At 38.0% G+C, this 24,281-nt stretch carries 18 protein-coding genes; 10 read left to right on the forward strand and 8 right to left on the reverse strand.

Annotated features, from left to right (window positions below):
- The coding region (hrpA, locus tag DNK84_RS04540; protein WP_119343383.1) for an ATP-dependent RNA helicase HrpA at positions 1–3,869 on the reverse strand (3,869 nt) is incomplete at its 3' end.
- Positions 3,870–4,078: 209 nt separating this feature from the next.
- Between hrpA and DNK84_RS04545 the strand changes: the two genes are divergently transcribed.
- Both DNK84_RS04545 and nfsA read left to right on the forward strand, forming a co-directional pair.
- Entirely contained in the window at positions 4,079–6,100 is a 2,022-nt protein-coding gene (locus DNK84_RS04545) for a hypothetical protein (RefSeq protein WP_119343384.1), read from the forward strand.
- 100 nt (positions 6,101–6,200) lie between these two features.
- Entirely contained in the window at positions 6,201–6,938 is a 738-nt protein-coding gene (gene nfsA / locus DNK84_RS04550) for an oxygen-insensitive NADPH nitroreductase (RefSeq protein WP_328587417.1), read from the forward strand.
- Between the two features lie 2 nt (positions 6,939–6,940).
- Here the strand turns inward: nfsA and DNK84_RS04555 are convergent, their stop codons facing one another.
- The 3 genes from DNK84_RS04555 to DNK84_RS04565 all read right to left on the reverse strand — a co-directional run bounded on the left by DNK84_RS04555 (position 6,941) and on the right by DNK84_RS04565 (position 9,829).
- Positions 6,941–7,585: a lysoplasmalogenase gene (locus DNK84_RS04555; RefSeq protein ID WP_119343385.1), complete on the reverse strand. Its 645-nt coding sequence runs from the start codon at positions 7,583–7,585 to the stop codon at positions 6,941–6,943.
- Between the two features lie 124 nt (positions 7,586–7,709).
- On the reverse strand, positions 7,710–8,921 hold the full coding sequence (locus DNK84_RS04560; RefSeq protein ID WP_119343386.1) for a hypothetical protein: 1,212 nt from the start codon (positions 8,919–8,921) through the stop codon (positions 7,710–7,712).
- A gap of 260 nt (positions 8,922–9,181) precedes the next feature.
- Positions 9,182–9,829, reverse strand: coding sequence for a class I SAM-dependent methyltransferase (locus DNK84_RS04565; RefSeq protein WP_119343387.1), 648 nt, complete (start codon positions 9,827–9,829; stop codon positions 9,182–9,184).
- 117 nt (positions 9,830–9,946) lie between these two features.
- On the opposite strand from DNK84_RS04565, the gene DNK84_RS04570 reads away from it, so the two are divergent.
- Positions 9,947–11,185, forward strand: coding sequence for a hypothetical protein (locus DNK84_RS04570; protein WP_119343388.1), 1,239 nt, complete (start codon positions 9,947–9,949; stop codon positions 11,183–11,185).
- A 261-nt stretch (positions 11,186–11,446) separates the two neighbouring features.
- Here DNK84_RS04570 and DNK84_RS04575 read toward each other — a convergent pair whose 3' ends face one another.
- Entirely contained in the window at positions 11,447–11,908 is a 462-nt protein-coding gene (locus DNK84_RS04575) for a hypothetical protein (protein WP_119343389.1), read from the reverse strand.
- A gap of 397 nt (positions 11,909–12,305) precedes the next feature.
- Between DNK84_RS04575 and DNK84_RS04580 the strand changes: the two genes are divergently transcribed.
- Positions 12,306–12,896, forward strand: a complete 591-nt coding sequence (locus DNK84_RS04580; protein ID WP_119343390.1) for a hypothetical protein — start codon at positions 12,306–12,308, stop codon at positions 12,894–12,896.
- Between the two features lie 76 nt (positions 12,897–12,972).
- Here the strand turns inward: DNK84_RS04580 and DNK84_RS04585 are convergent, their stop codons facing one another.
- From DNK84_RS04585 to DNK84_RS04595, 3 genes are read right to left on the reverse strand one after another with little or no spacing between them, the layout of a single operon-like run.
- The gene (locus DNK84_RS04585) at positions 12,973–14,163 is read right to left on the reverse strand and encodes a multidrug effflux MFS transporter (protein WP_119343391.1); all 1,191 of its coding nucleotides are present in this window, start codon (positions 14,161–14,163) and stop codon (positions 12,973–12,975) included.
- A gap of 6 nt (positions 14,164–14,169) precedes the next feature.
- A complete protein-coding gene (gene bamB / locus DNK84_RS04590) occupies positions 14,170–15,315 on the reverse strand; it encodes an outer membrane protein assembly factor BamB (protein WP_162902219.1) in 1,146 nt (381 codons plus the stop codon).
- 41 nt (positions 15,316–15,356) lie between these two features.
- Positions 15,357–16,010, reverse strand: a complete 654-nt coding sequence (locus tag DNK84_RS04595) for a YfgM family protein (RefSeq protein ID WP_119343393.1) — start codon at positions 16,008–16,010, stop codon at positions 15,357–15,359.
- A 273-nt stretch (positions 16,011–16,283) separates the two neighbouring features.
- Between DNK84_RS04595 and rng the strand changes: the two genes are divergently transcribed.
- The 6 genes from rng (at position 16,284) to DNK84_RS14225 (ending at position 23,970) form a co-directional block, all read left to right on the forward strand.
- Entirely contained in the window at positions 16,284–17,759 is a 1,476-nt protein-coding gene (gene rng, locus DNK84_RS04600; protein WP_268876887.1) for a ribonuclease G, read from the forward strand.
- A 15-nt stretch (positions 17,760–17,774) separates the two neighbouring features.
- Positions 17,775–21,620, forward strand: coding sequence for a YhdP family phospholipid transporter (locus tag DNK84_RS04605; RefSeq protein ID WP_119343394.1), 3,846 nt, complete (start codon positions 17,775–17,777; stop codon positions 21,618–21,620).
- Between the two features lie 143 nt (positions 21,621–21,763).
- Positions 21,764–22,456, forward strand: coding sequence for a protein TolQ (tolQ, locus tag DNK84_RS04610; RefSeq protein ID WP_119343395.1), 693 nt, complete (start codon positions 21,764–21,766; stop codon positions 22,454–22,456).
- Positions 22,456–22,887 (forward strand): protein TolR, encoded by a 432-nt coding sequence (tolR, locus tag DNK84_RS04615; RefSeq protein WP_162902220.1) that lies wholly within the window; start codon positions 22,456–22,458, stop codon positions 22,885–22,887. The genes tolQ and tolR overlap by 1 nt, the downstream gene beginning before the upstream one ends.
- Entirely contained in the window at positions 22,868–23,821 is a 954-nt protein-coding gene (locus tag DNK84_RS04620) for a hypothetical protein (RefSeq protein ID WP_119343396.1), read from the forward strand. Before tolR ends, DNK84_RS04620 begins: the two co-directional genes overlap by 20 nt.
- Positions 23,818–23,970: a hypothetical protein gene (locus tag DNK84_RS14225; RefSeq protein ID WP_162902145.1), complete on the forward strand. Its 153-nt coding sequence runs from the start codon at positions 23,818–23,820 to the stop codon at positions 23,968–23,970. Before DNK84_RS04620 ends, DNK84_RS14225 begins: the two co-directional genes overlap by 4 nt.
- Positions 23,971–24,281 lie beyond the last annotated feature (311 nt).

The raw sequence follows: 24,281 nt of genomic DNA on the forward strand, positions 1-24,281 counted from the left end.
AAAAGTGTCAAAGTCGGGTGAATCCTTTTTTTAAGCCTTGTTGTTGATACTGTTTCAATGGTTTTTATCTCCTGGGCATACCAGGAAATCCAAAGCTCATACAACAGCCACTGGATGGCTTGGACTTCTGAATCTTCTTTGGATAAGCCTTTTTGGGTGATTTTTGCTTGTAATTGTTCTTGTAAGCGATCAAATTCAATTTGATACTGGCGATCTTGGGATAGGTTCCGAGGGGCTTTTTCCAGGCGGCCTTGTAAGGCTTTAATATAAACATCAAGCCGCTTTAACCATTGATACGGCGTGTGTATGATAAAATCTTTATAAATAAGCTTGCCAAGCAGGCTGTTAATGCTTTGATAAAGTGCCAGGATATCTAAAGGCAGCTTCTTGCGATTAAGCTTTTTATGTAGCACTTGGAAACTCAGCATGAGTTGATAAAGCGCTGAACTAAAGGCTTTTGCTGTATCTATGACACGTCCTTTACCATCTAAAAGCCGTTGATCAAATTCAGCTTTTGTGCGAATTGGGCGTTTATTTTCCAAATCAAAAGCGATATCAAATACTTTTAGGATAAAGTCATTTTGCCATTGGTTGTATTTAATCATTGTAAAGAGTAGATCTAATTGTGACTTATGGGTTATTGCGTCTTTTAATGATTTATGAAGATAGTGACACTTTTGCATAAAAAGTCGTCTTACCCCTAAACAGGTTTCCTGGTTTGCTTCGCTTACAGTTGTTTTGTAATCAATAATGACACCATCTTTTTGCTCGATCAAACAAGGATATATCGTCACTTTGATGCCATGCTGATTAACTTGTTTACTGGCTGGCAAATCATCAAACTCCCAATCTTGATAAACTTGCTGGGATGTGGATTTACTTGTTGGTTTATCAATAGTAGTCGATTTAATATGACGAAGCTTTTGGCGTAAGGCATTTAAATCACGCCCGCTGGCATGTGTTTTGCCTTTTTCGTCAATGACTTCAAAACGCATATGTAAATATGCAGGCAGTTCAACATCATCCCAGATGCTATCTTCAAAATAAATGCCAGTAATCCGTACAAGCTCCTTGGTTAATACTTTTTTGAAATCCTGGCGGGGATCAAATGTGATGGATTCAAGTATTGCTTTGGCAAACTGAGGTACTGGGACACAGGCCTTACGGATATTTTTTGGCAAGGCTTTCATCATGGCAATAATTTTATCTTCAATCATGCCAGGTACCAGCCATTGGCAGGCAGTTTGATCAATTTGATCGATTAAAATTAAAGGCACACGCATTGTAATACCATCATCTAAAGCAGTTGGGTCAAAATGATAGGATAATGGCAGTTTAATCTCACCGAAATCAAAGTAATCCGGATAGGCATCTTGTGTAATCTTGACAGCATCATGTTGCATGAGTTTATCTTTTGTAAAGATAAGGTTTTTTTGATCCTGTTTGGATAAGGTTTTTACCCATTTTTCAAAATCAACACCGCTTGAAATCTCTTTAGGGATAATTTGGTCATAGTATTGAAAAAGTGTTTCATCATCAATAACGATATCACGTTTACGCGCCTTATTTTCTAAGTCTTCAACTGCTTCCAGAAGTAATAAATTCTGTTTGAAAAATTCCGCTTTTGTGTCAAATTCACCATAGACTAAGGCATGGCGGATAAAAATCTCTCGTGATTGAACCGGATCAATGTTTTGATATTGAACGGGTCGATTAGTCACAATGTCTAAACCATAGAGACTTATGCGAAGGCGTGCAATAACGGCCCTTTGCTTTTGACTCCAAAATGGATCAAAGTAGTGCTTTTTAATCAGGTGACTGGCAAGTGTTTCCAGCCACTCAGGTTTGATTTTAGCAACCATGCGGGCATAGAGTTTAGTGGTTTCAGTAATCTCAGCAGCGCAAATCCATTTTGGTGTTTTTTTAAACTGAGAAGAACCTGGGAAAATATGGAATTTTAAACCGCGTGCACCTAGATATTCTTTGGCTTCATAGTTAAAGCCAATATGGCTTAAAAGCCCAGAAACAATTGCCTGATGAATAGCATCGTCATCGCTTTTATTGGAATGGATCACCCATTTTTGTGCTTTGGCAAGGCTTAAAAGTTGTTGATAAATTTCACGCCACTCTCGCATTCGTAATATGGAAAGGAAATTTTTCTTGCAGTAATCCCGTTTTTGGCGATGCGTTAGTGTATTTGTTTGCTTATAGAATCGTTGCCATAACTGCAAAATACCCAAAAAGTCAGAATCCTGATGATGGTCTTGTTTATGTATCTGGTCAGATTTTTGTTGGAACTGCATTGGCCGCTCACGTGGATCCTGGATGCTTAAGAAGCTTACGATAATTAGTAGTTCTTGTAAGACATGTAATTTTTGCGCAGTAACTAACATTTTAGCCAAGCGTGGGTCAACTGGAAATTTTGCAATAATCCGGCCAGCTGGTGTGATTTGGATGTGATGATGGTGGTTGTGTGTATCAACAGCACCAATCTCGTGCAAAAGCCGGTAACCATCTTTAATAAAACGCGAATCTGGTTTATCAATAAACGGAAACTTGTCAATATTTCCAAGCTTTAATACTTCCATTTGTAAAATGACAGAAGCTAAATTTGTACGCAAGATTTCAGGATCCGTAAATTCAGCACGGGCGTCAAAATCTTCTTTTGAATAAAGTCGAATACAAATACCTTCAGCAATACGACCACATCGCCCGGCACGTTGATTGGCACTTGCTTGTGATATTGGCTCAATTGGTAAACGTTGTACTTTTGTTTTGTAACTATATCGGGAAATCCTAACCTCGCCACTGTCAATTACATAACGAATTCCCGGCACAGTTAAAGAAGTTTCAGCGACATTGGTTGATAAGATAATACGCCTGCCAACACCAGATGGATTGAAAATTTTATCCTGATCAGATGCTGAGAGTCTGGCAAATAGTGGTAGAATTTCGGTGTGGCGTAATTGTGCTTTTTGTAGAAAATCTGCGGTAGTATGGATATTACGCTCGGTTGCTAAGAACACTAAAATATCACCGGGTTTTTCATGTGATAATTGATCAATCGCACGTAGAACCTGTTCTGCTTGTGATAAATCATCATTGAATTCAAGCGGGTCTTGATAACGGATCTCAACGGGGTAAGTCCGTCCTGTGACTTCGATAATAGGTGCATTAAAGTGTTGAGCAAAACGTGCTTGATCAATCGTTGCCGAGGTGATAATAAGTTTTAAATCAGGGCGCTTTTTTAAAATCTGGTGCAAATGTCCCAATAAAAAATCAATATTTAAGCTTCTCTCATGCGCTTCATCAATGATAATAACCTCGTATTGAGACAGATATTTATCATTTTGAATCTCAGCTAACAAAATCCCATCAGTCATGACTTTAACAAAAGTGTTTTGATCAGTTTGGTCACTAAATCGAATCTTAAAGCCAACACCTTGACCAATAGGAATTTGCATCTCTTGGCTTAGGCGATTGGCTATTGAACGCGCTGCCAGGCGCCTTGGTTGGGTGTGACCAATAAAACCCTTAGTACCTAAGCCTAAATCTAAGCAGATTTTAGGTAATTGCGTTGATTTTCCGGAACCGGTTTCCCCTGCCACAATGAGCACTTGATTGTTGATAATCGCAGATTTTATTTCATCAAGTCTGTCAACCACCGGCAGGCTTGGATAGGTAATTTCCGGTAGCATTCTTTTTCTTTGCTGTGTTTTATTTGCCGAGAGACTAGCTGTTTTCATCAGTTTCTGGTAAGCATGAGACTGACTGTCAATTTTTTGTTTTTGAAGTGCTATAAATGAAGATATCAGCCGGCCTCGGTCATGGCATTGTGCTTCAGTTAATATTTCTTGTAGTGTTTTCATTGAATGATTAGAGTTTTTATTTTATTTACTATCCTTGGCAATAATAACATGATTTTGCATGTGCTTTTAGTTACCAAGGGATTTTTATGGTGCATCTATACCACATACAACATCTTACAATTACCTCTGTTGGCAAAAAAGTTGACAAACGCAACAATATGCTGATTTAATAAACAGTTCAAAAATAATAATTTAAGGGGTTGGATTATATGCAAGTGAATGTTTCCAAGCTGCATAAGATGTGGCTTGCATTACTTTTTTTGATTTTTAGCTTAGCTGAAAGCAATGCAAATGAGAAGGCGGGAAAAACTGCAGTGGAAAGCGTTAAAAAATTCTTTACTGACGGTTTTAAAGCAAGTGCAAAAACAACAGTGGCTGGTTATCCGCTTATGTTTGCAGGCTTTATTTCCAACAACGGTATTTTAAGCCTTATTGGTCTTGGCCAGCCTGATTATACACAGCGGTTTGATAAGATTGATGCAAAATTAAAGCAAATGGATGAGAAAATCACATCACTTATGTCGTTAACCAGTAAAACGGCCGATATGATTGGTGCAATGGATAAGAAATATACGCAAAACTATTTTAATGATAAAATTGCGAATGCAAACAATCTGACTATTACCATTGATGATCAGTTCATACTGTTATCAAAACTTAAAGTATTTGAAAGGGAATTAACTGAGGACAGCTACTTTGATTATGCAAAAAGCCTTTGTGCCAGCGGAAAGTGTAGCACTCAGGAATACCAGGTCATTTCAGAGTTAGGCGGTAGTGTCCCTGGTAGCATGCAGCCATCTGATGGTAATGCACTTAAGATGAATAATAGTTCAGGCATTGATGCGATGGCGCGTGAATTGCAAAGCGTTTTAGAAAATGAATTACAATGGGTAACTCTGCAAAAAAGTATCGAGGATTTGATGCTTGTCAGCTTGCATGATGTTGATGATAAGCTTGCTTTATACCTGTATACACTGAACCAGATTTTAAATTTGAAAACCCGCTATTATATGGTTGTCGATGAATTGTATCACATGCAGTTACTGCGTCTTGCGCTTTATCACAGCCATCCTGAGTTTTTTAATAATGGAATCACCTTTAATTTCCCTGTTGGAAATACGTATCAAGAATCTGTACAGAGCCTATCAGATTACTTTTTACAAGATTTAGGGAAAAGCTTACAAAAAGTCTTTGGCGGTGAGACAGAAAAGCAGCAAAATACAATCGTTGAATTACCCGAGAAATACAGCACGCCTGTTGCATTTTTTAATAATGCACCGTTTATAGATGATCAAAAAAATCTGCTTGTAGCAGAAGATATTACCAAGCACTGTGAGCTGATTTCATTTTATGCGCCAACGCAAAAAGCTGGACAAAATACTGGACGCTTAATTGCTAAATGCAGGATATCAGACACCACTTATCGTCATATAGGCATTGATATCCCTTATATGGTTGACGACAAGCATAATATTGCTAAGCTTGGGTTTTATTCTTTGAAATATTTAGCAGACAAAGCTGCTTTTTTGCCTGATGGGGTTGATAAATTACAACTTGGTCAGCCAGCAGGAGGAAGTGTTGCCAGTATGTGGGTGACTCGTGATGAGATGAGCTTTCAGTATCATGGATTATTTGGGCATTATTGCACTTCTTATCAGGGGATGGATATGAAAGGGCCTGGCGATATCAACTGGCTTTATGTCTGGTGGAAGCCAAGAAAAGCCTATGATCGTCCTGGTATGACGAATATGAACTATGGGGCAGCATTTACGTTTAGCTATCAGCCGTATACACAACACTTTACTCCAGGGACAGATTTATCTCAGCACCAGCAGGGCTGGCATGAGTATTTGGTGATGTTGACAAATGACGGCCACCTTTTTAATTTGGAGCTTGGTTTTTCACCATTTACCAATGATGACAGACGGCGAGATACTTTCCAAACACATCGACAATATAGCTATTTGTACTGTTTAAACAACCAGTGCCAGGTGTTTGATGATGTGAAAGTCTCACAAGGTAAAGCACAGAAAATATGCTGGCCAGCTGATACACCCAACACAGGCCAAACTTGCGTGCAGCTTCACGGAAAGCCTGAGAAAAAAGTAGAAAGCTATTTTGATGCAGGAACCTCCGGTTGTGTTTTAAAGAATAATAAAAGTTATGACTTAACTCTGACGACAGTACAGAACCCAGAAATAAAGGATATTACCATTGAACCTTCAAAGTGAATTGTTTAAAAAAAACCATGTGAAAAGTATTTATGAGGCTTGGTTTAAAGTCATCGTTTCTTTAACAGGTTTATGATACAGTAAAAGGTAGTGTTATTTTATGGGAAAAACGATGACGGAAGTTACTGATTTAATGCAATCACACCGCTCTATTAGAAAGTTTCATGATAAAGCCATTGATCAATGTATTTTAAAAACGATATTACAATCGGCAAGCAGTGCCTCGACATCAAGCTTTTTGCAGTGTGTCAGCATTGTGCGGGTAACAGACAAGCACAAAAGGCATAAGCTTGTTGAACTAACGGGTAACCAGGCTTATGTCGAGCAGGCTGCTGAATTTTTCGTGTTTTGTATTGATTTTCGCCGCCATCAGCAGATTGTGCCTGATGGTTATTTTGGCTATACAGAGCAAGTTATTCTGGGATCAGTAGATGCTGCACTAATGGGTCAAAATGCGCTTTTAGCCGCACAATCCTTTGGCTTAGGGGGTGTTTTTATTGGTGGGATTCGTAACAATCCAAAACAAGTAGCTGAATTGTTGGCATTACCACAGCAAACTTTTGCCTTATTTGGACTTTGTTTAGGGTATCCAGATCAAATTCCACAGCAAAAGCCACGCTTACCGCTTTCAGTAATCGTTCATGAAAACACTTATCAAGATATGGATAGTGAGACATTAGCGCAATATGATCAGGACATTCGTGACTACTATGCTAAACGGACACATAACCAGAAAAATAACAGCTGGTCGGATGATATTGCAGCCAAGCTTCATAAAGAAGCAAGGCCTTTTATTCAGGAATGTTTGAAAGCACAAGGGTTTATGACAGAAAAATAATGTTAAACAGGGATGAAATATACAATGGACAATGCAATTAACCATTGTGCCAGATAGTAGTTTGCCATAACTAAAACCGGTTCATGTTTTAAACGCTCTTTGAACTGATCCCAGGCTAAAATTGAATCTGAAGCCATAAAGAAAATAGCACCAAGTGCCATTAGCAAGGAAGTAAGGTTTTGGTAAGCGATAAGATTACTAATTGATATACTAACCATAAGCGCAATGATGACAATATAAACAGCAACGTTTATTTTATCTTTTGACAGATTATAATACAGCAGGCAATAAAAAATCACACCATAGCCAATTATAATGATAAACACCCACCAAATAAAGGTATGGCCATAGCTGTAAAAAGCAGCAATATAGCACAAATGCGCGATTAAAAAAGCAAGAAGGCCATGGGTAAATTTTGTTTTCGCTAATAAAAAAGCATCGCCTATTATTGAACATCCAAGCCCGATTAAAATCAAAATACTGATCGCGTTAAATTTTAAAACAAATAACCCGGCATAGAGAATAATTAATGCCGTCGTCAATAGCTTAAAAAAAGCGCTTAAAGCATGTTTTTTCTTGTATTTGGTGTAAATATGAATAAAAGCGAAAATTGCGATAAGCGCAGTATAAATAAAAAGCATCCACATATATATTTGCCATGGTTATTTTATATTATAATATTAATGACTTATGTGATTTACGACAATAAGGTAATTTCTTTTATAGGCACAGTATTCCGTTGAAAATTTAAACACTGTAGGCAGAAAAAGTCTACATCGCATCATTGACTTTAGAAACCTCAGCAACACAATGGAAGAATCGGGACTTTGTGACATTCGTATGATCAACTGTGGTGTTTATTATTTGATTGGATTTTATATGGTGATTACTATTAGTGCTCTTTTTAGAGCTGTAGATATCGATAGGCATTTTTATATCTGGTATTTTTGTATTAAGCACGTGTATAATATATGCTAGGCGTTCCGCGAAACCAAAATAGCTTCTTAGCTGTTCACTTAAGTTAGGATTTCCATCTAGTAGTGTTGGATGTAAAAATGAATAAAACACTTTTTGTCTGTGAATTTCTTGTATCCCAGCAAGAGACATGATGTCTGGCTTATATCGACAGCGATAAACTTCTGATAGTGCAAATTTAAACAAACTTAAAGGAGCATTATTTTCATTGTCCAGTAGTTTGAAGCCAGGCATTTTTGCCTGTGATATTTTCATTAAATGCTTTAGTACTTCAATACTATGCTGATCAATTTTGATATTCATTTGCGATAATGCTAGGGAGATTTTTTCCCACTGTAAACTGCTTTGCATCATGTCAATTGCAGCATTCACAGATTGCCATGAGTACTTAGTAATAAACTGAGTGAGTAAGCTATGAGAGGGCTTATGCTCTATAGCTGGTTGGATTACACTTTTTGGGAAAAACAATACTCTGCATTCCCAGTCATCTCTTTCTGCTGCCGCAATATTTTTAAACAAATCAAAATGTTTAAAGTAGTTGTAAGGAATGATATTGTCTTGTAGCCTATATTGTTGTTGAAGTTTTTTAAACTTAATTAACTCAGTGAGTTTCTGTAAAGAGAAAATATTTTTTACGCCAGCCGTTATTGACCAAATTGGCTTGGAGCTAAGGCCAAATGCCTGATCTAAAACTTCATAGGAGCCAAATATGCTACCTGCAGGCAGTAAATCAAGGGGAATGCAGCGTATTTGATTGTCGACATATAGTTCACAGTTTTTTGACAAGATAATAGAAAGTGGTATATGTGCATAGTGTAATTCAGTGAGCTGTTGTACTTCTGGTGCGGCTAATTTTCCATTTAGTAAGATATTTTCCCCATAACTGTACTTTGCTTCATAAAAAATATCTGTAGAAACAGCGATGTCATCAACGGCCTGAAATAGCTCTTCACTGTATTGCTGAATTTCATGGCTAATTTCTTTCCATGCCTTTTTTTGTATAATCATTAATTTCTATATATTTTGTTCATAAGTATATTGTATTGAGATATTAAATTTCAGGCAAATATATTTATTTAAAATGGATGCAAAATTTACATTAAAAATATTGACATTTTTTCAGGTAAATATATAATGTTTTAATGTCAAAGGATATTTAAAGGCAAAATATCCTTTAACGTTAAGAGCAAATGTGGGGAGCAAGCGCTAGCATGTTTATTTGAATATGCTAGCGCTGAGAGGGTAATTTGTGATTTTCAAATAGTTGATCAAATGCAAAATATATAAATGACTTTATCGCTGCCGCCGGCGTTATAGTGGAGTGTTTCTTTATATTGTAACCCTTCGGATTCCAGTAAATTTCGAAGTTTATCAAAAGGTGGGCGATAAACATAACCTTCAGCTTTCCCAAGACCTGTTACATGAAGCATATCTTCATGTTGGTCGGATCTTAAAGCATTTTTAGGCATAGCTTCAATATAGTCTATGCACAAAATTCCATCCTGGGTTAGCATTGTTGTAATTTTCTTAGCAAATTGTTTAATCTCAACTGAGGAAAAATCTGCGATTCCTGTCCATAATGATAAGGCACAATCAAAAGATTTTGGGATGTTGATGTGCAAAAAGTCACCATTAATTAGCTCTAGCCTGCTGTCTTGAAGGCTTAAAGCTGAGCGAAACAGATTTGGAGCTTTTTCTATTGCGGTAATGTGTGCCTTGGTATGCTGTAAAAGCCATGGCAGTGCTCTACCATAACCACAGCCAATGTCTAAGATATGTTGCTTTTCTAAAAGCAAAGGTTTTAGCACTTCTAAATCCGGCGTTAAATGCAGGCCTGCAGATTGTGCAATTTTCTTTAAATCACTAACTGTCAATACTTGATATAGTTTTTCGGAATTCATATCATTTATCTTCATCACACTCTCCCTTAGACTAAAAGATAGAACTAAAATAATAGTATAACTAGGAATGGACCAGATTCGTTTAAAAAAGTATAGTTAAATTAATAAATCGCAATTAGGAGCAGAGGTTTAATGCAAATTTATCAAATAAACTGGGATAAAGGGCGAGAAATGCTTGCTAATACAAGTGTTGATCCAAGTGCTATTGCAACGATGGAAAACTGTGTTCATAAAGATGACTATTTTTATATTGCTTCTTATGATTATGGGGAGAAAATTGTTGAAAAAGGAAGGCTGCTTTTACCTAAAGATTTAGACCATAACCAATGTGATGATTTGCTGTATAATGAAGGATCAAACCCAACAAGTATTATTTTATCTGGCGCCGCTGAGCTGTACTTAGAAAACGAAGGTCAGATCATCCCTTATTCTGTTTTTAAGCAAGGGAGTATATTGGGTAGCTGGCTTGCATTAGATGGTTTTGAAAATTCATATCATCCAAGATTTATATGGGATATGGTCGCAGGTGTTAGAAGTGCATTTATTATCAACAATATTCATCGAGAAAGGAACCATAACCATTTATGTAAAGCATTAGGTATATCTTTTGATAGACCAGAGAATATTTTGCAACACTTTGATATTTTTAAGTCTATCTATCAAGCATCACATGCGACATGGCAATATAAAGTGTTTATTTTTCCTAAAAAAGTAGTTCAGCAATTTAACTCAAGGTGGCGCCCATTTAAAAACTATCTAATGGAAAGAGCATGGAATGGATCAGGGTATATGCGAAACGCAGGTTTGTGGCATAGTATCTATAGTATTGCAGCAGCTCGTTTAAATCTAAGGTTGTCTGCCTATGATTTAAGTTGCATTAAGCATATCATTGGTGTTTCAACCGGTAATGAGTTAGGGTTTGAGCCTTGTATAAACAATGACATGATGCCGCTTGATGTGATCCAAAAAGCTTATTATGAAGCATATGGCTTAAAACAATTACAGCAAACACCTAGTATCATGATTCCTGTAAAGAAATCGGTAAAACAGCCAGTGTATTATTCTTTTCAATACCCTAATAATATTGAAGTACCAATAAAAGTAGATTCCTACAACAGTGGGAGAAAGTATGCCAACTACTTAAATGGTGTTTTCAATAAAATGCTGCCGGAAATTATTCATATAGCATCGTCTCAATATTCACCAATAGCCAAAACAATTCTTGCAGCGAAGTATGATTTTTGCGACAGTACTCATGCACTTGAGAAAGATCCGCGATTTTTTTATTATGCGCCATCAGATAGTTACTTAATGAATAACGTTATTCCTAAACATAACAAATTCTTAAGAAGCTACATTATGATTCAATAGCTTAATGTAAATTAAGTCTAGCAAATTCAAAATTGCAAAGTGCTTCTTAGTGAGATATAATGCCTTGTATGCAGAGTCAGGCTTTTGATAGATTACCCCAGCCCATCAAAAGCGCTAACCAACTTCAGCCCCCATCTGACCGAAATGGATGTCTAAGAAAGCATGGACTGGCTCTGCAGCCTTTAACTTCTTAGCGGACGTTCTAATAATAGTATGTTTTTTATGTAAATTACATTGTTATATTTGCAGGTAAATTTAAAATTATGATTGATTAGATACACCAATAAATTTCCCTTTACATACATTGGTAGCCCATACCGTGTTGGTCACACCTGTGTCAGATAGATTCTGCTGGTATTCCCACATCGGTGACTCCCAGGTGATTTTACCGTTTTTATCTGTTGTCCAAACACGTGCATTAACAACGTTAAATCCAAGCCCATGCTTATGTGTTGTTGTATAGGATAAATATTTAATATAAACACCATTTTCGGCTCGCACACCTTTTTTGATCTGTGAAATTGTCGTACGAAGTGTATTTGGCGTATGCGTTAGGCAAAACGCTTTTGACACCGGGTTTTTAATATCGGTACGAGGCTGTATAGCAAAAAAGGTTGGCGTCCAAACGGTTTCTTCTACTGTCTTTGTAGTATTTGCTACCGTGCTGTTAGTAATGCTTATTAGCGTGCATATCCCTATAAGGAAAACAAAAAAATTCTTCATTATGATAATCTCTTTTATGTCTTATTTGGGGGGATTTTATGTTGTTATTTTGAAAAGTCAATAAAATGTTAAAAAACAGTTTTGAACATGATTTTTTAATTAAGGAATGCTTGAAAGCAGCAATCTATTGCCTTTTCTATAATCACTAATGATTTGAATGCGTACCTGCTACCCTATTTAAAAAGTATCACTTTATTATGATAGTTTCTAAGTAGCATTTATAGCGATATTAACGTTTCCGTTGTGCATACCGAAATACTGTCAATTTTGCTGGTATAAATTTTTATGATTATCGGTATCACAAAAACTGATTGGCTTTTTACTATGTATAAAAGTAGCTTAACAGGCAGGTTAATAATCGGATGACTAATAAGCTTGCGTTAAAAAGGAGGGGTCTATGAAGCACGGACATGTGATCTTTGATGAGATGGGGAAAATCTTATTTGCAGATAGCATTTTTTTAAGTGAATTTAATCTAGCCGAAGCAGAGCTTTACGCTTTAGATTCTTCTACCATCATGTGGCTTCAAAAAGGTGTTTGCATGATAAAAGATAGATTCTTTTTAGCTTCTGTGGTGGCAAAGAAAATTATTGCAACCCAGGGGGCGGTTATTGATGTCTACACGTTTGACTTTTCATTAGAAAAATTTTATATACACCCTTTGCTGGATAAATTGCCTGCAATGACTTATGCTGGTGAGTGCTTTAACAAAACGGATTTAAAACTTTTATTACTGCTTAACCAATTCAAAGAAGAAGCCTCACCATCAAAAATCGCAGATTTTTTCAAGGTTCAAATTAAATCAGCCTATATGTATAAATATAATTTGATGAATAAGCTTCGTGCGTGCTTTGACGAAGTGAACTTTGAGAAAGCAGTGAACAAACTGATCAGATACCAGGTTTATGCTAAAGAAAATATATTTGAATTAATCAGACTTAAAAAACATTTTCCGTCTTTTATATTATCTCAGCACGTCAGTTTATAAGGTAATAATTGCTTTATCCATTTTTTATATCTGTGGTTTGCAGTAAAGTGTTGATGTGTAGATGTATTATTCTAAATTAGGCGTGCTTTTTGTATAAAAGCAAATAAAGTACCATTACCAAAATGCCAAGCAAAGACAAACTGATAAAACTGACCGGCATGGTAAGTAGCCGGCTAAGTGGCAATGTGGTTACAATGGCTGTGATTGCTGATGCCATACCCATTTGAAAAAAGCCCATCATTGCTGAGGCTGAACCTGCTGTGAGTGTAAAGGGTGCTAAGGCTTTTGCAGTGGCAATCGGGATAACAAATGCAATGCCTGTGAAAATAATAATCACAGGAATTAATAGCGTTAACAGGCTGACAATTTTTAAGAGCATAAATACCATTAGTATGCTGCTGCCAACAAGGCTTATGCACATCCCAAAAAGGAGAATGATGTTTTGGCTTAATTTGGTACACAGCAAACTGCAAAGGATCGATCCAATCATAAATGCAACGACAATTCCTACCGCAATAACCATAAACCAGGGCTTGCTTAGATGTAATAAGTCAATAACAAGTGCGGGTGCCTCAACAAGGCAGCTATAAACCATTCCAATATTTAAGCCAAGTATGCATAAATAGATAAGATAACCAGGTGTGCGGAATAATGCCCAGTAATTGGCAATAAGCGCTTTAGGTCGTGTAGCGCCTTTGTTTTTTGTTTTTAGCGTTTCAGGGAAAAGGAAAATCACACAAATAAACAGAACAATTGCTAAAACAAATAAAATAGAAAAATTCATCTGCCAGGTGATAAACGTCCCAACAATCGCACCAAGGCCTGGGGCAATCGCAAAAGCAGTATTCATTTGCGCAAATACTTGACCTTGCTGTTTTTGTGAAAATGCATCACGTACAGCGGCACTTGAGATTACAGCACCAGCACAGGCACCAAAGCCTTGAATAAAGCGTCCAATAATCAATATGAAAATATCATGGCTTAGCCAGCAAATGGTAGAGCCAATGAAAAAAATGCCCGCACCTATTACCATAACAGGCTTTCTGCCAAAGCGATCTGAAAATGGGCCATAAAGAAGTTGGCTGATTGAATAGCCAAGCAGGTAAAAGGTAATAGTGAGCTGAACATTGTGATAAGGGGTATTAAATGCTTTGGCAATACTCGGCAAAGACGGTGCATAGATTGTGTCGCCAAATGGGCCAACAGAAATCATGAGCACAAGAATAAATAAGGAAGGAATGCCTGCGGCTTTAATATATTTTTTCATCACATGTTAAAGTTTAACTGCCGCCAGCGTCCCATCATTGGTCTGAACAGCGATATAGCTATTGGCAATAACAGGTTGTGCTTTAATACCATCACCGCCGATGTCAACACGATCAAGGTATTGGCCTGTTGTTGCATTAAAAATATGAAGATAACCCTCATAATCACCAACGATTACATAGCCTTTGTAATACAAAGGTGCTGAAATTTTGCGACCTTGTAGTATATCTTTTTGCCATTTTATCTGCCCATTTTTGGTATCATAGGCAATAAGATCACTTTTTGCATCACTGACAAAAAGGGCATTATCAGTCAGCGACATATTATTAAAAACAGAAGCCTTCTTCTGCCATTTAACATTGCCGTATTGTGTATCAAAGCTAATGAGATTTCCCTGGAAAGTAGCAATATAAAGAACGTTATTATCAATAATAGGCGTTGCATTGATATCAACCATTTGTGCAGCAGGTGAACCGCCACTTGGCAAAGCAACAGGATTATCCCACTGCTTTTGACCATTATCTGCTTTAAAGCCCCAAAGGCTTCCTGATGCTGTTCCTGCTAAAACAAGTCCTTTATAGTAGATTGGAGAGCTGTTTCCAATAAGCATTAAATCAGGTGTTGGTGATTTTTGTGTCCATAGCTGTTTACCATCTTTTAGTTGGTAGGCGGAAATACTGCCATCATGCGTTTGGACGTAGATAACGCCATCATGGATAGCAGGCTTTGAGAATAAACTGCTTGGTAATGTGCTTTGCCAGAGGATTTTTCCAGAGGTTGTATCCAAGGCAATCAGTTTTCCATGAAGGCTTCCGGTAATGATAAAATTATCGGATATATTTGGTGAAGCTGTGAGTTGCAAATGGGTGTTTTTATACCAGCGTATCTTCCCATTTTGTGCATTGACGGCACTTACATAACCATCAAAACTTACGGTATAAATTGTATCATTTTGAATAGCAGGTGCGAGTTTCACATCCAACTGCTTTCCTGTTCCATTGCCAATATCTCTCCCCCATACATAACTTGCATGCAATTTTGGGGTGAATTTTATAAGGTCTTTTGGCGGGATATCATTACTTTTATTCGCACAAGCACTAAGTAATACAGCAAATAAACCGGTTAGCAATAATTGAATTAATCGTTTTTTCATTGTTTTCCTTTCAATATTTTTTAAGTCAGAACTTCGGAAAATCATTCATGGTTGGTATACACAGCCAGGCTGTCAATTTTCATTTGCAATATGTGTCTAACATTTTGCAGTTGTGGTGTGTTGGCATCCTTTAAAGCACTCTGCCAGGCATTTTTGGCTGCCTGGTAATCTTTTTGTTTGAAATATGCATCACCCAGGATCATGTTTGTTGATAGCGCATAACCTGGCGTGGTAAGAGATTTTAACCGCTCAATTGCTTGATTTAGTTGATTTTGTGCAATATCAATACGTGCAATTCGAAGCTTGGCAATCGCCTGAAGGTTTTTATTTTGACTATGCTTGGCAACTGCTTGCAAAGTTGTTTTTGCCTTGTCTAATTGATTTTCCCAAATGTATTGTTTCGCCATTTGCAAACGTGCAAAATCTGCATAGATAGAAGCTGGGTAAAGGCTGATGAGATTTTTTGATTGCTCAATAATAGCCGGTGTTGCCCCTGTTGTGTTTTCATTGAGGATGACGATTTTCTGGTAAAGCACTGCGGCTTGTGCATTATTTTGCAGTTGACGGTTTTGCCAATATTGCCAAGCAGCAATGACAATCAAAACGATGCAAATTGCGCCGATAAGCCAACGGCCATATTTTTTCCAAATTTGTTTGGCTTTGTCCGTTTCGCGCTGATCAAGGTACTCAGACATGGGTTCTTATAGTTTGCTTATTTTTGTCATAATATAACACAAAGCATGGTGTGGCAGTAGAAAATATTTGATGATGGTGCGCAAATCGACAAAAACTGTTGAAAAAGACTATTGCTTGTGTGTATTTCCAGTAAAATGGTGTTGGTAGACAATAAATATATATAAAAATATGTGGTCATAAAAGGTGTTAGCCTTGAAATCATATTTGGGTCGAAAAGTCGCATAAGAGATGAAAAGTTGGCGTAAGAAGGTGGGCAATAAGTGAAAGATTTAGTGAAAGCGGAAATACTGATGAATATAGCCGCGCATGAGAAGCGAGTGGCGATTATTGAAAATGGTGTCTTACAGGAAGTGCATATCGAAAGAGAAAATCAGCGAGGCATTGTTGGGAATATTTATAAAGGGAAAATTATACGTGTATTGCCTGGTATGCAGGCGGCTTTTGTTGATATAGGACTTGAGCGTTCAGGATTTTTACATGTATCAGATGTGATGCCGATTGCATCAGATGAAAGTGATGGCATTGATCTTAACAGCAAAGAGGCGGATGTACGTAAGTGGTTAAGAGAAGGCCAGAGTATTTTGGTTCAGGTCTTAAAAGATCCTTTAGGCAATAAAGGGGCAAGGCTTAGTGCGCATTTGTCATTAGCATCGCGTTATCTTGTCCATATGCCTGATTTAAACCATATTGGTGTGTCATTGCGTATTGAGTCAGAACAAGAGCGTCAGCGCCTGCAGGATGTGATGAAAACAGCATTGGCAACAGAAGAGCCTAAAGGCTTTATTATCCGCACAGTTGCCGAAGGCATTTCTGCGGATGATTTAAGCAAAGATATTATTTTTTTACAAAACTTGTGGCAGGATGTGCTTGATACGGCAGCAACAGTAACAAAGCCTGGAATCGTTTATCAGGATCTAAGTCTTGTTATGCGCACATTACGTGATTTTGCAAATGATCGGGTAGAACGGATACGTATTGACAGTATCGATATGTATAGTGAGCTGTGCCATTTTAGTGACAAATTCGTTCCAGGTGTGCGTGAGAAACTTGAGCTATATCGTTCAGATACCGCGATTTTTGATATGTATGGTGTGGAAGAAGCGTTGGCAAAAGCGCTTGAAAGGAAAGTACCTTTAAAATCAGGTGGGCATATTGTTATTGATCAAACCGAAGCCATGACGACAATCGATGTGAATACAGGTGCCTATGTTGGCATGGTAAACCTTGAAGAGACAATTTTTAAAACCAATCTTGAAGCAGTTAGAGTGATTGCCAGGCAACTGCGCTTGAGAAACTTAGGTGGCATTATTATTATTGATTTTATTGATATGTCAGATCAAGAACACAAGGAGCTGGTGTTGGATGCATTGAAAAAAGCCTTGGAAAATGATTATGTGCGCACGACGATCTCAGGTTTGTCAGAACTTGGTCTGGTGGAGATGACACGAAAGCGCACCCAGGAGAGTCTGACACAGTTTTTATGTGAGCCTTGTCCTATGTGCCAAGGCAAGGGGCGAATTAAAACAACCCAGACAATATGCTATGAGATCTTCCGTGAAATCGAGCGTGAATCTAAGGCATATCATAATAATGGCTTTTTGGTCGTGGCATCATCGGCTGTAATTGATGCTTTGCAAAATGATGAATCTTTTGGCTTGGGTGAGCTTGAAATCATCATAGGTAAACCGATTAAATTGCAAGAAGAGTCAAGCTATGCTCAGGAAATGTATGACATTGTACTAATGTAGGTTTAGGAAATTTTGATGAGACGTCGTGTATTTATTTCCTGGCTTGGAATTACTTTTATAAGTTTTATTTTTTTTCTCGGCATTATTATTTATGGTAGTGTGCGCTTTTTGCCTTATTACCAAAAATCTCTTGAACAGGTTTTTTCAAATATAATCGGCTCTCAAGTCACATTAAAAGTAAGCTACGGCGCCTGGCAGGGTATTGACCCTGTTGTTCAGGTTGAAGATGTTCATGTACAATCAAAACAATTTCATATTGATTTGCCTGATGCAAAAGCAAGGGTGAGTTTATGGCAATCACTGCTTAGCTCACGCATTGTAACAAAGAACGTTGTTATTGATCATCCTGTGCTTTATGTTAATACAACAGGTAAGAAAGTAACACTTAATGAGCTGTCTACCGCGATGCTTGATCAAATAGGTACGCGCTGGAGTGCAATTCAGGCATATTTGCTGGCACAAAAAAAGCTGTCAATTCATGCGATGAAAATTATTACAGATCACAACAGTAAAGCATATAATGCAGATAATGATGTTATCATCGATGCAAATTATACTTCTCAAGAATCCAATAATTCGGGTGTACTTCAAGCAAAAATTTATGCGAATAAAATGACAAAGCTCTTGCAATTTTATGCGACGGTTCGTCAACGTAAGGACACCTATGACTTTCAATCAACAATCTATGATCCAAGTGATATTCTGGTAAATAATATCAATCACCTTTTGGGTAAAAATTATGTAACACATTTGATAGATAGTCGTCTGTTTTTATCAACACTGTCTTCTAATACGCAGCTTAAGGCAATACATGTAAAAGGACGTTTTGCCAGCATGGATTTTCAATTGCCACAGACTGCGCCAATACAATTAAAAGATATTAATTTTAATTTACATTTGTTACGCCAGGATGATCAGTTTATTTTGGCCGCATCCCCTTTAGTTTTTGTTTCAAAGCAAAAGCGTTTTATGCTGCAATCAGCTTTGATGACTTTGTCTCAACATCGCTTGCATGTAAAAATACCCAAACTTGATCTTAAGGATTTTTCAGCATTTTCTCGCACAAATCACGCAAGCTGGCGGCAGAAGCTTATGCTTGAGGGGAAATTGCGTAATATCACTTTTTCTTTTGATCCACAAAAACCTGGGTTTGAGCATATGCGTTTATATGCTTCTATCAGCAATATTGGTGTTAAAAACAGTCGTGGTATGCTTGATTTTTCCGGATTGAGCGGGCAGTTTTATTGGCATGGAAACAAAGGCAGCCTTATGGTATATTCGCCGTTTTTCTTTTTAGGCGAAAATGCTGTTTTTACAAAGCCATGGCCACTTGTTTCTCTATTTACAAATATCTCATTTTTTTGGGGGAAGAAATCACTTATTGTGGATATTCCTTATCTGCAATTGCAAAATGCCAATTTGGATTATAAAGCATACGCATCGGCAAATATCCCTTTGAGTAACCCAAAAGACTTTGTTTTAAATACACAAGGGCGGTTGTTTGCGCATCATATTTCTGACCAATATCAATCTTTTTTGCCTAAAAAAGGGATTCCTGACAAATTATATCGCTGGCTTATGCAATGTTTGTACCAGGCGGATAATCTTAGGGCTGTCGTTGATATTGATGGTATGGCAAGAAATATCCCTTTTGATCATACGCCTGGGCGATTTACGGTTGATGCGGTGGCTAAAGGTGCGAAGCTTTCACCCTATTTTGGTTGGGGTGTTGCCGATGCCGATGGACGCTTATCGATCGATAATCAGGCATTACGTGTGTCGGTTAAACAAGGAAAGTTAGGCCAGATGTCGATTGATGATTTGCAGCTGGAAGTGCCTAATATAGCAGCAGGTGTCCCATCTCAAATGCATATTGTTGCCAAGGGGCATTCAGATGCAAAGCAGGCATTGTCATACTTACAGACAACAAAGCATAAAATGTTTGCTGACAAACTCGCACAATACATGAACATGAGCGGCTTATTACAATATAATCTTGATTTTGTGTTTCCGTTGGGTGTTAAGGGCGCTAAGGATAATTTGCATGGGGACATTACACTAAATCAGGGCCTTGTAAGTCTAAAGGCGCCTATTAATAGGACATTTTATAATCTCAATGGGCAAGTGTCTTTTGCCAATCAAAATATCGTTATTTCATCTCTTACAGGCGCATTTGCGCCAAAGGCACCTTTTCATATCAAAGGCAATTTAAATATAATTGAGAAAGATAGTCAGTTTGATAATGTAAAGGCAGATATAACAGCAAAAGGCATTATGCCAAAGCGCTTTTTATGGCAAAATGATATGTTCTTAGCGCATGATTTATTTGCTGGGGCTTTTCCATTCTCTGTAACATTAGATGGTGATATAAATCGCGGGAATATCCGTATAAGTAGTAATTTTATTGGCCTTCAAAGTAAGCTGGGGGTGCCCTTTTCTAAAAGTGCTTTTATGCCGCTGCCAAGTTATCTGTATTCAACCTGGTTAAAACAAAAAAATGGCTGGCAATTACAAAACAAGTTAAGTCTTGGCCAACAGCTTAAGTCATCTGTGCGCTTTGATATCTCACAGAGATTTGATCGTATTCAAAACCTGCATTTTGATACATGGGCAAAACAACTCTCATTGCAAAGCCTTCTTAATACAATTGAGCTTTTTCAAAACAAAACTGATATGCCTGCGGTATCGAACACACACCAACTGAGCGATACAGTAGCTGCTTTCACGCCGAATTTCATGATACAGAATCGCTGTATGCTCTATCGAAATTATTATGACTGTTTATACCGATATTGGGCAAAGCTTGTGTCCTTAGATGCGAATATCAAAATAGATAAATTTCTCGCATTTGGTTATACCTATCCAAATGTGTTGATATATGCAAGCTCTAATAAAAAACAGACGGATATAAAAGCAGTAGATGCAAAAGATGAGAAAGTAAGTGTTATGCTGCCGTTTCAGATTGAAAGACCCATTGAGCTTACTTTACAAAATATTTTTATCCCTTGGCAAAATGAAAACCAATCACACCAGGGTTTAGATAAGTTCTTAATGCCAAATCTTCTTGTAAAGCTGCCAACAATCAGTCTGAAGGCGACAAATTTACAAATAGGTCGCTATGGTATTCCAAATGCTTTGGTCTCAATAGTGGCAGGTGCTGGCAGCATACAGATTCCGGCGTTTTCTGTTTATGATCAAAATTCGCAGTTATTGATGTCAATGTCTTTATCATCTGTAAAAAGTCAGATGACGATCAACGGTTTTTCTAAAAACTGGGGGCAGATCTTACAAAACTTTGGTTATGACAATATATTAAAAGGTGGCTCAGGGCATGTCTATGTGGCATTAAATTGGCCGAAAATTATACCAAATACATCCAGTGTGAATGCGGATATTAAGCTGGCGGTGAATAATGGTATTTTGCTGTCAGTTAATAGTAATGCAGCAAAATATATAGGTTTATTTAGTTTAGATGCTTATTTTAAGCGGCTTTTCCTCTCTAATAGTGACCTTGCACAAAAGGGGATGTCTTTTAACTCAATTACAGGACGTTATCAGGTCAGTAATGGGGTTGCTAAAAGCATGCCTTCAATTATTATCGACACACCAGCATTTTCCTTGGTGATTGAAGGAAAAATTTACTTATTAACGCACATGCTAGATCAAACCATTAAATATCAACCACATTTTTCTGGGACAACTGCAGCAGTGGTTGGCTTTTTAGGCGGGCCTGCTGTAGGGCTTGCCACCTATCTTGGCACTAAAGTCTTAGGCAATACATTATTTAAAAATCTAGGGCTTGCCACTTTTTATGTGACAGGGAATTGGGATGACCCTAAAGTTGCCACTGATGATAAATAATGATACAAGCTGCCTTCTTTTTTGCAATTGGCTGAAAAGAGATGGTCTTGAAAAGTGTCAAAATCGCCGTAATACGCTTTAGTAATTGATATAATCCACATACAATAAAGCGTAGAAAAATTGTTAAGTTAAAAGGGTACATCGTGACAAATAATTTGTCTTTGTGGCATTTAATTGCTAATGCCGATATTGTTGTGCAAATCATTATGATTATTCTGGTGGCAGGCTCTGTATGGTCGTGGGCCATTATGATTCAGCGTTATAATCTGCTTAAACAGGCAAAATCAGAAGCAAAAAACTTTGCTAAGCAGTTTTGGTCGACAGGGAACGTTGCTAAGGTTTATCAAAACATCAGCAGACAGCCTGAAGCAAAGGGCATGGGGTATTTATTTAGCTGTGGGTTTCGTGAATTTCTGCGCCTGCGCAAACAAGATGATTTGCAGGGTAATGTGATATTAGAAGGGGTTGAGCGTTCCATGCGGGTAGCAATGATGCAAGAAAGTGAACGGTTGGAGCATCAGATTTCTTTGCTAGGCACGATTGGTGCTATTGCACCTTATGTGGGTTTGTTAGGGACAGTATGGGGGATTATGGCTTCTTTTACTGCATTAGGTGGTGTTGAGCAGGCAACTTTGTCGATTGTCGCACCACATATTGCCGAGGCGCTAATCGCAACAGCGCTTGGATTGTTTGTTGCGATTCCTGCGGTTGTTGGTTACAACCGCTTTTCACGTGCTTTAGACGCCGTATTGCTTGAGTATGAAAACTTTCAAGATGAGCTATGTACACTGCTATATCGTGAAGCCTACAAGACACAAGATCAAAAGAGGGTTTAATGCGTCAAAGACAATCTCGTCGCACAAAGCGAAAAGCCATGGTTGAAATTAATGTGGTGCCCTATATCGATGTGATGTTGGTGTTGTTAATTATTTTTATGATCACAGCGCCGATGCTGACACAGGGTGTGAAAGTTAGCTTACCTCAGGCAAGTGCAAAAAAAATCTCACCAACGCAGAATAAGCCGTTTATTGTAACGGTCAATGCCAACGGGCAATATTTCACTAATCAATCCAGTAATGAAACAGTATCAGCCGATGCACTTAAAATGGCGGTGATGCAGGCGTTACAAAATAATCCAAAAAAGCAAGTTTATGTTAAAGGGGACAAAAATGCCAGCTATGGTCAGGTTGTGGCGGCAATGGTGCTATTACAAAAAGCCGGCGTTGATAATGTAGGGCTTGTGACAGATGATCCTCAAAAAACATAACAGGCGTGATAAAACAGCGTCATCTGAAGTAAATGGCGGTGTTTTATATACATTTAAGCGGTGGTTTACATCATCCATCGCGACCGCTGAGCGCCGCAGTATCTGGTATTCTATTTTATTACATCTGATTTTAGTCTTGGGACTTATAAGCTTATCTGGCCTTGTACATAAAAATAATAAAAAGATAACGCTGGTTAAAACAGAAGACCAAATGGAAACAAAGCCAATTGTTCATGCAAAAGCAGTATCATCGCAGGTGCTTGATCAGCAGCTAAAGGCTTATCAGGCGCAACAGAAAGCCATTATTGCGCAAAAAGAGAAAGAAAAGCAGCAAAGACAAGCCAAGGTTGAAGCGATTGAGAAAAGGATTGCATTGGCAAAACAAAAAGAAGCTGAACGATTAAAGGCTGAGGCGTTGAAGCAACAAGCACTTGAAAAGGAAAAAGCAAGGCAGCAGGCGCAAAAGCTTGCTGAGAAGCAGAAAAAGCTTGAAGAAGAAAAAGCATTAGCCGCAGAAAAAGCGAAGAAAGCGCATCAGGCTGAACTTGAAGCGCAAAAAAAACAACGAGAAAAAGCCTTAGCAGCATTGCGACAATCAGTGATTAGTGATTTAAATGCACAACAGCAGAATATGCAAGTGGCACAATCAGCCACACAAAAAGCATTGCAGCTTTATGCAAGTGTTTATAAGAAAAAAATTGAGTCTGTCTGGGTCATGGATGATTGTCGTAACGTTACTTCAGATAAACTGCCAACGGTGTTAGTGATTCCAGGAAATCCACCCAGCATTAGTGTGTCAAGTGGTAATACAGCATGTGATCAATCACTTTTATCGGCCTTTAAGAACGCTAAAGCACCTGATCTGCCGCAAGATGCCAACGCAAGACAATTAATACAACAAGGAATTGATTTTCAATTTGGAGAAGCCATATGAGTGCGCCAAGCAAAGCTAAGGCAATCAAGCTGGACAATCCAGCCCAGAAAAAGGCTAGCCACCAGTCTGGAACCGAACTACACATAATGCAAGGTAACGAACATTATGAAGCTGTAGTAAGGGCGGTCTATCAGCCACAACGCAAGTGAAGGTATTGAGCCCCGTAATATATCATCGTCGCACCTGATCAAGGTTTTCATTTGCCTGAAATCAGCACTACGCAATACGTAAAGGCGAGTATGCGTGGAGGTGCCGGGGTCTGAGTCCGTAGCGGGTAGATGAACTGATTGCTTTGGAACTTGGGAGAACCTTCCTCTTTCTGACTGCTTATCTTGGCGCCTACCAAGCTTGCGCTAAGTTTAGCAAGGTAGTCGGCCTAGCTCGTAGTAGAGGTGTCAATCGGGTAATGCCTATTGAGCTTTACGACCACTTGAAGGGGCTAGCAGTTCAACGATCAGGC

This window comes from Facilibium subflavum, from assembly GCF_003574485.1.
GTDB classification, from domain to species: domain Bacteria; phylum Pseudomonadota; class Gammaproteobacteria; order Francisellales; family Francisellaceae; genus Facilibium; species Facilibium subflavum.

Coding starts and splice junctions, on each gene's coding strand:
- DNK84_RS14225 (WP_162902145.1), top strand. CDS start 23,818: ATGAGTGCGCCAAGCAAAGCTAAGGCAATCAAGCTGGACAATCCAGCC.
- nfsA (WP_328587417.1), top strand. CDS start 6,201: ATGGGAAAAACGATGACGGAAGTTACTGATTTAATGCAATCACACCGC.
- DNK84_RS04575 (WP_119343389.1), bottom strand. CDS start 11,908: ATGAAGAATTTTTTTGTTTTCCTTATAGGGATATGCACGCTAATAAGC.
- DNK84_RS04595 (WP_119343393.1), bottom strand. CDS start 16,010: ATGTCTGAGTACCTTGATCAGCGCGAAACGGACAAAGCCAAACAAATT.
- DNK84_RS04545 (WP_119343384.1), top strand. CDS start 4,079: ATGCAAGTGAATGTTTCCAAGCTGCATAAGATGTGGCTTGCATTACTT.
- DNK84_RS04560 (WP_119343386.1), bottom strand. CDS start 8,921: ATGATTATACAAAAAAAGGCATGGAAAGAAATTAGCCATGAAATTCAG.
- DNK84_RS04570 (WP_119343388.1), top strand. CDS start 9,947: ATGCAAATTTATCAAATAAACTGGGATAAAGGGCGAGAAATGCTTGCT.
- DNK84_RS04555 (WP_119343385.1), bottom strand. CDS start 7,585: ATGTGGATGCTTTTTATTTATACTGCGCTTATCGCAATTTTCGCTTTT.
- tolR (WP_162902220.1), top strand. CDS start 22,456: ATGCGTCAAAGACAATCTCGTCGCACAAAGCGAAAAGCCATGGTTGAA.
- DNK84_RS04620 (WP_119343396.1), top strand. CDS start 22,868: ATGATCCTCAAAAAACATAACAGGCGTGATAAAACAGCGTCATCTGAA.
- DNK84_RS04580 (WP_119343390.1), top strand. CDS start 12,306: ATGAAGCACGGACATGTGATCTTTGATGAGATGGGGAAAATCTTATTT.
- bamB (WP_162902219.1), bottom strand. CDS start 15,315: ATGAAAAAACGATTAATTCAATTATTGCTAACCGGTTTATTTGCTGTA.
- DNK84_RS04565 (WP_119343387.1), bottom strand. CDS start 9,829: ATGAAGATAAATGATATGAATTCCGAAAAACTATATCAAGTATTGACA.
- DNK84_RS04605 (WP_119343394.1), top strand. CDS start 17,775: ATGAGACGTCGTGTATTTATTTCCTGGCTTGGAATTACTTTTATAAGT.
- DNK84_RS04585 (WP_119343391.1), bottom strand. CDS start 14,163: ATGAAAAAATATATTAAAGCCGCAGGCATTCCTTCCTTATTTATTCTT.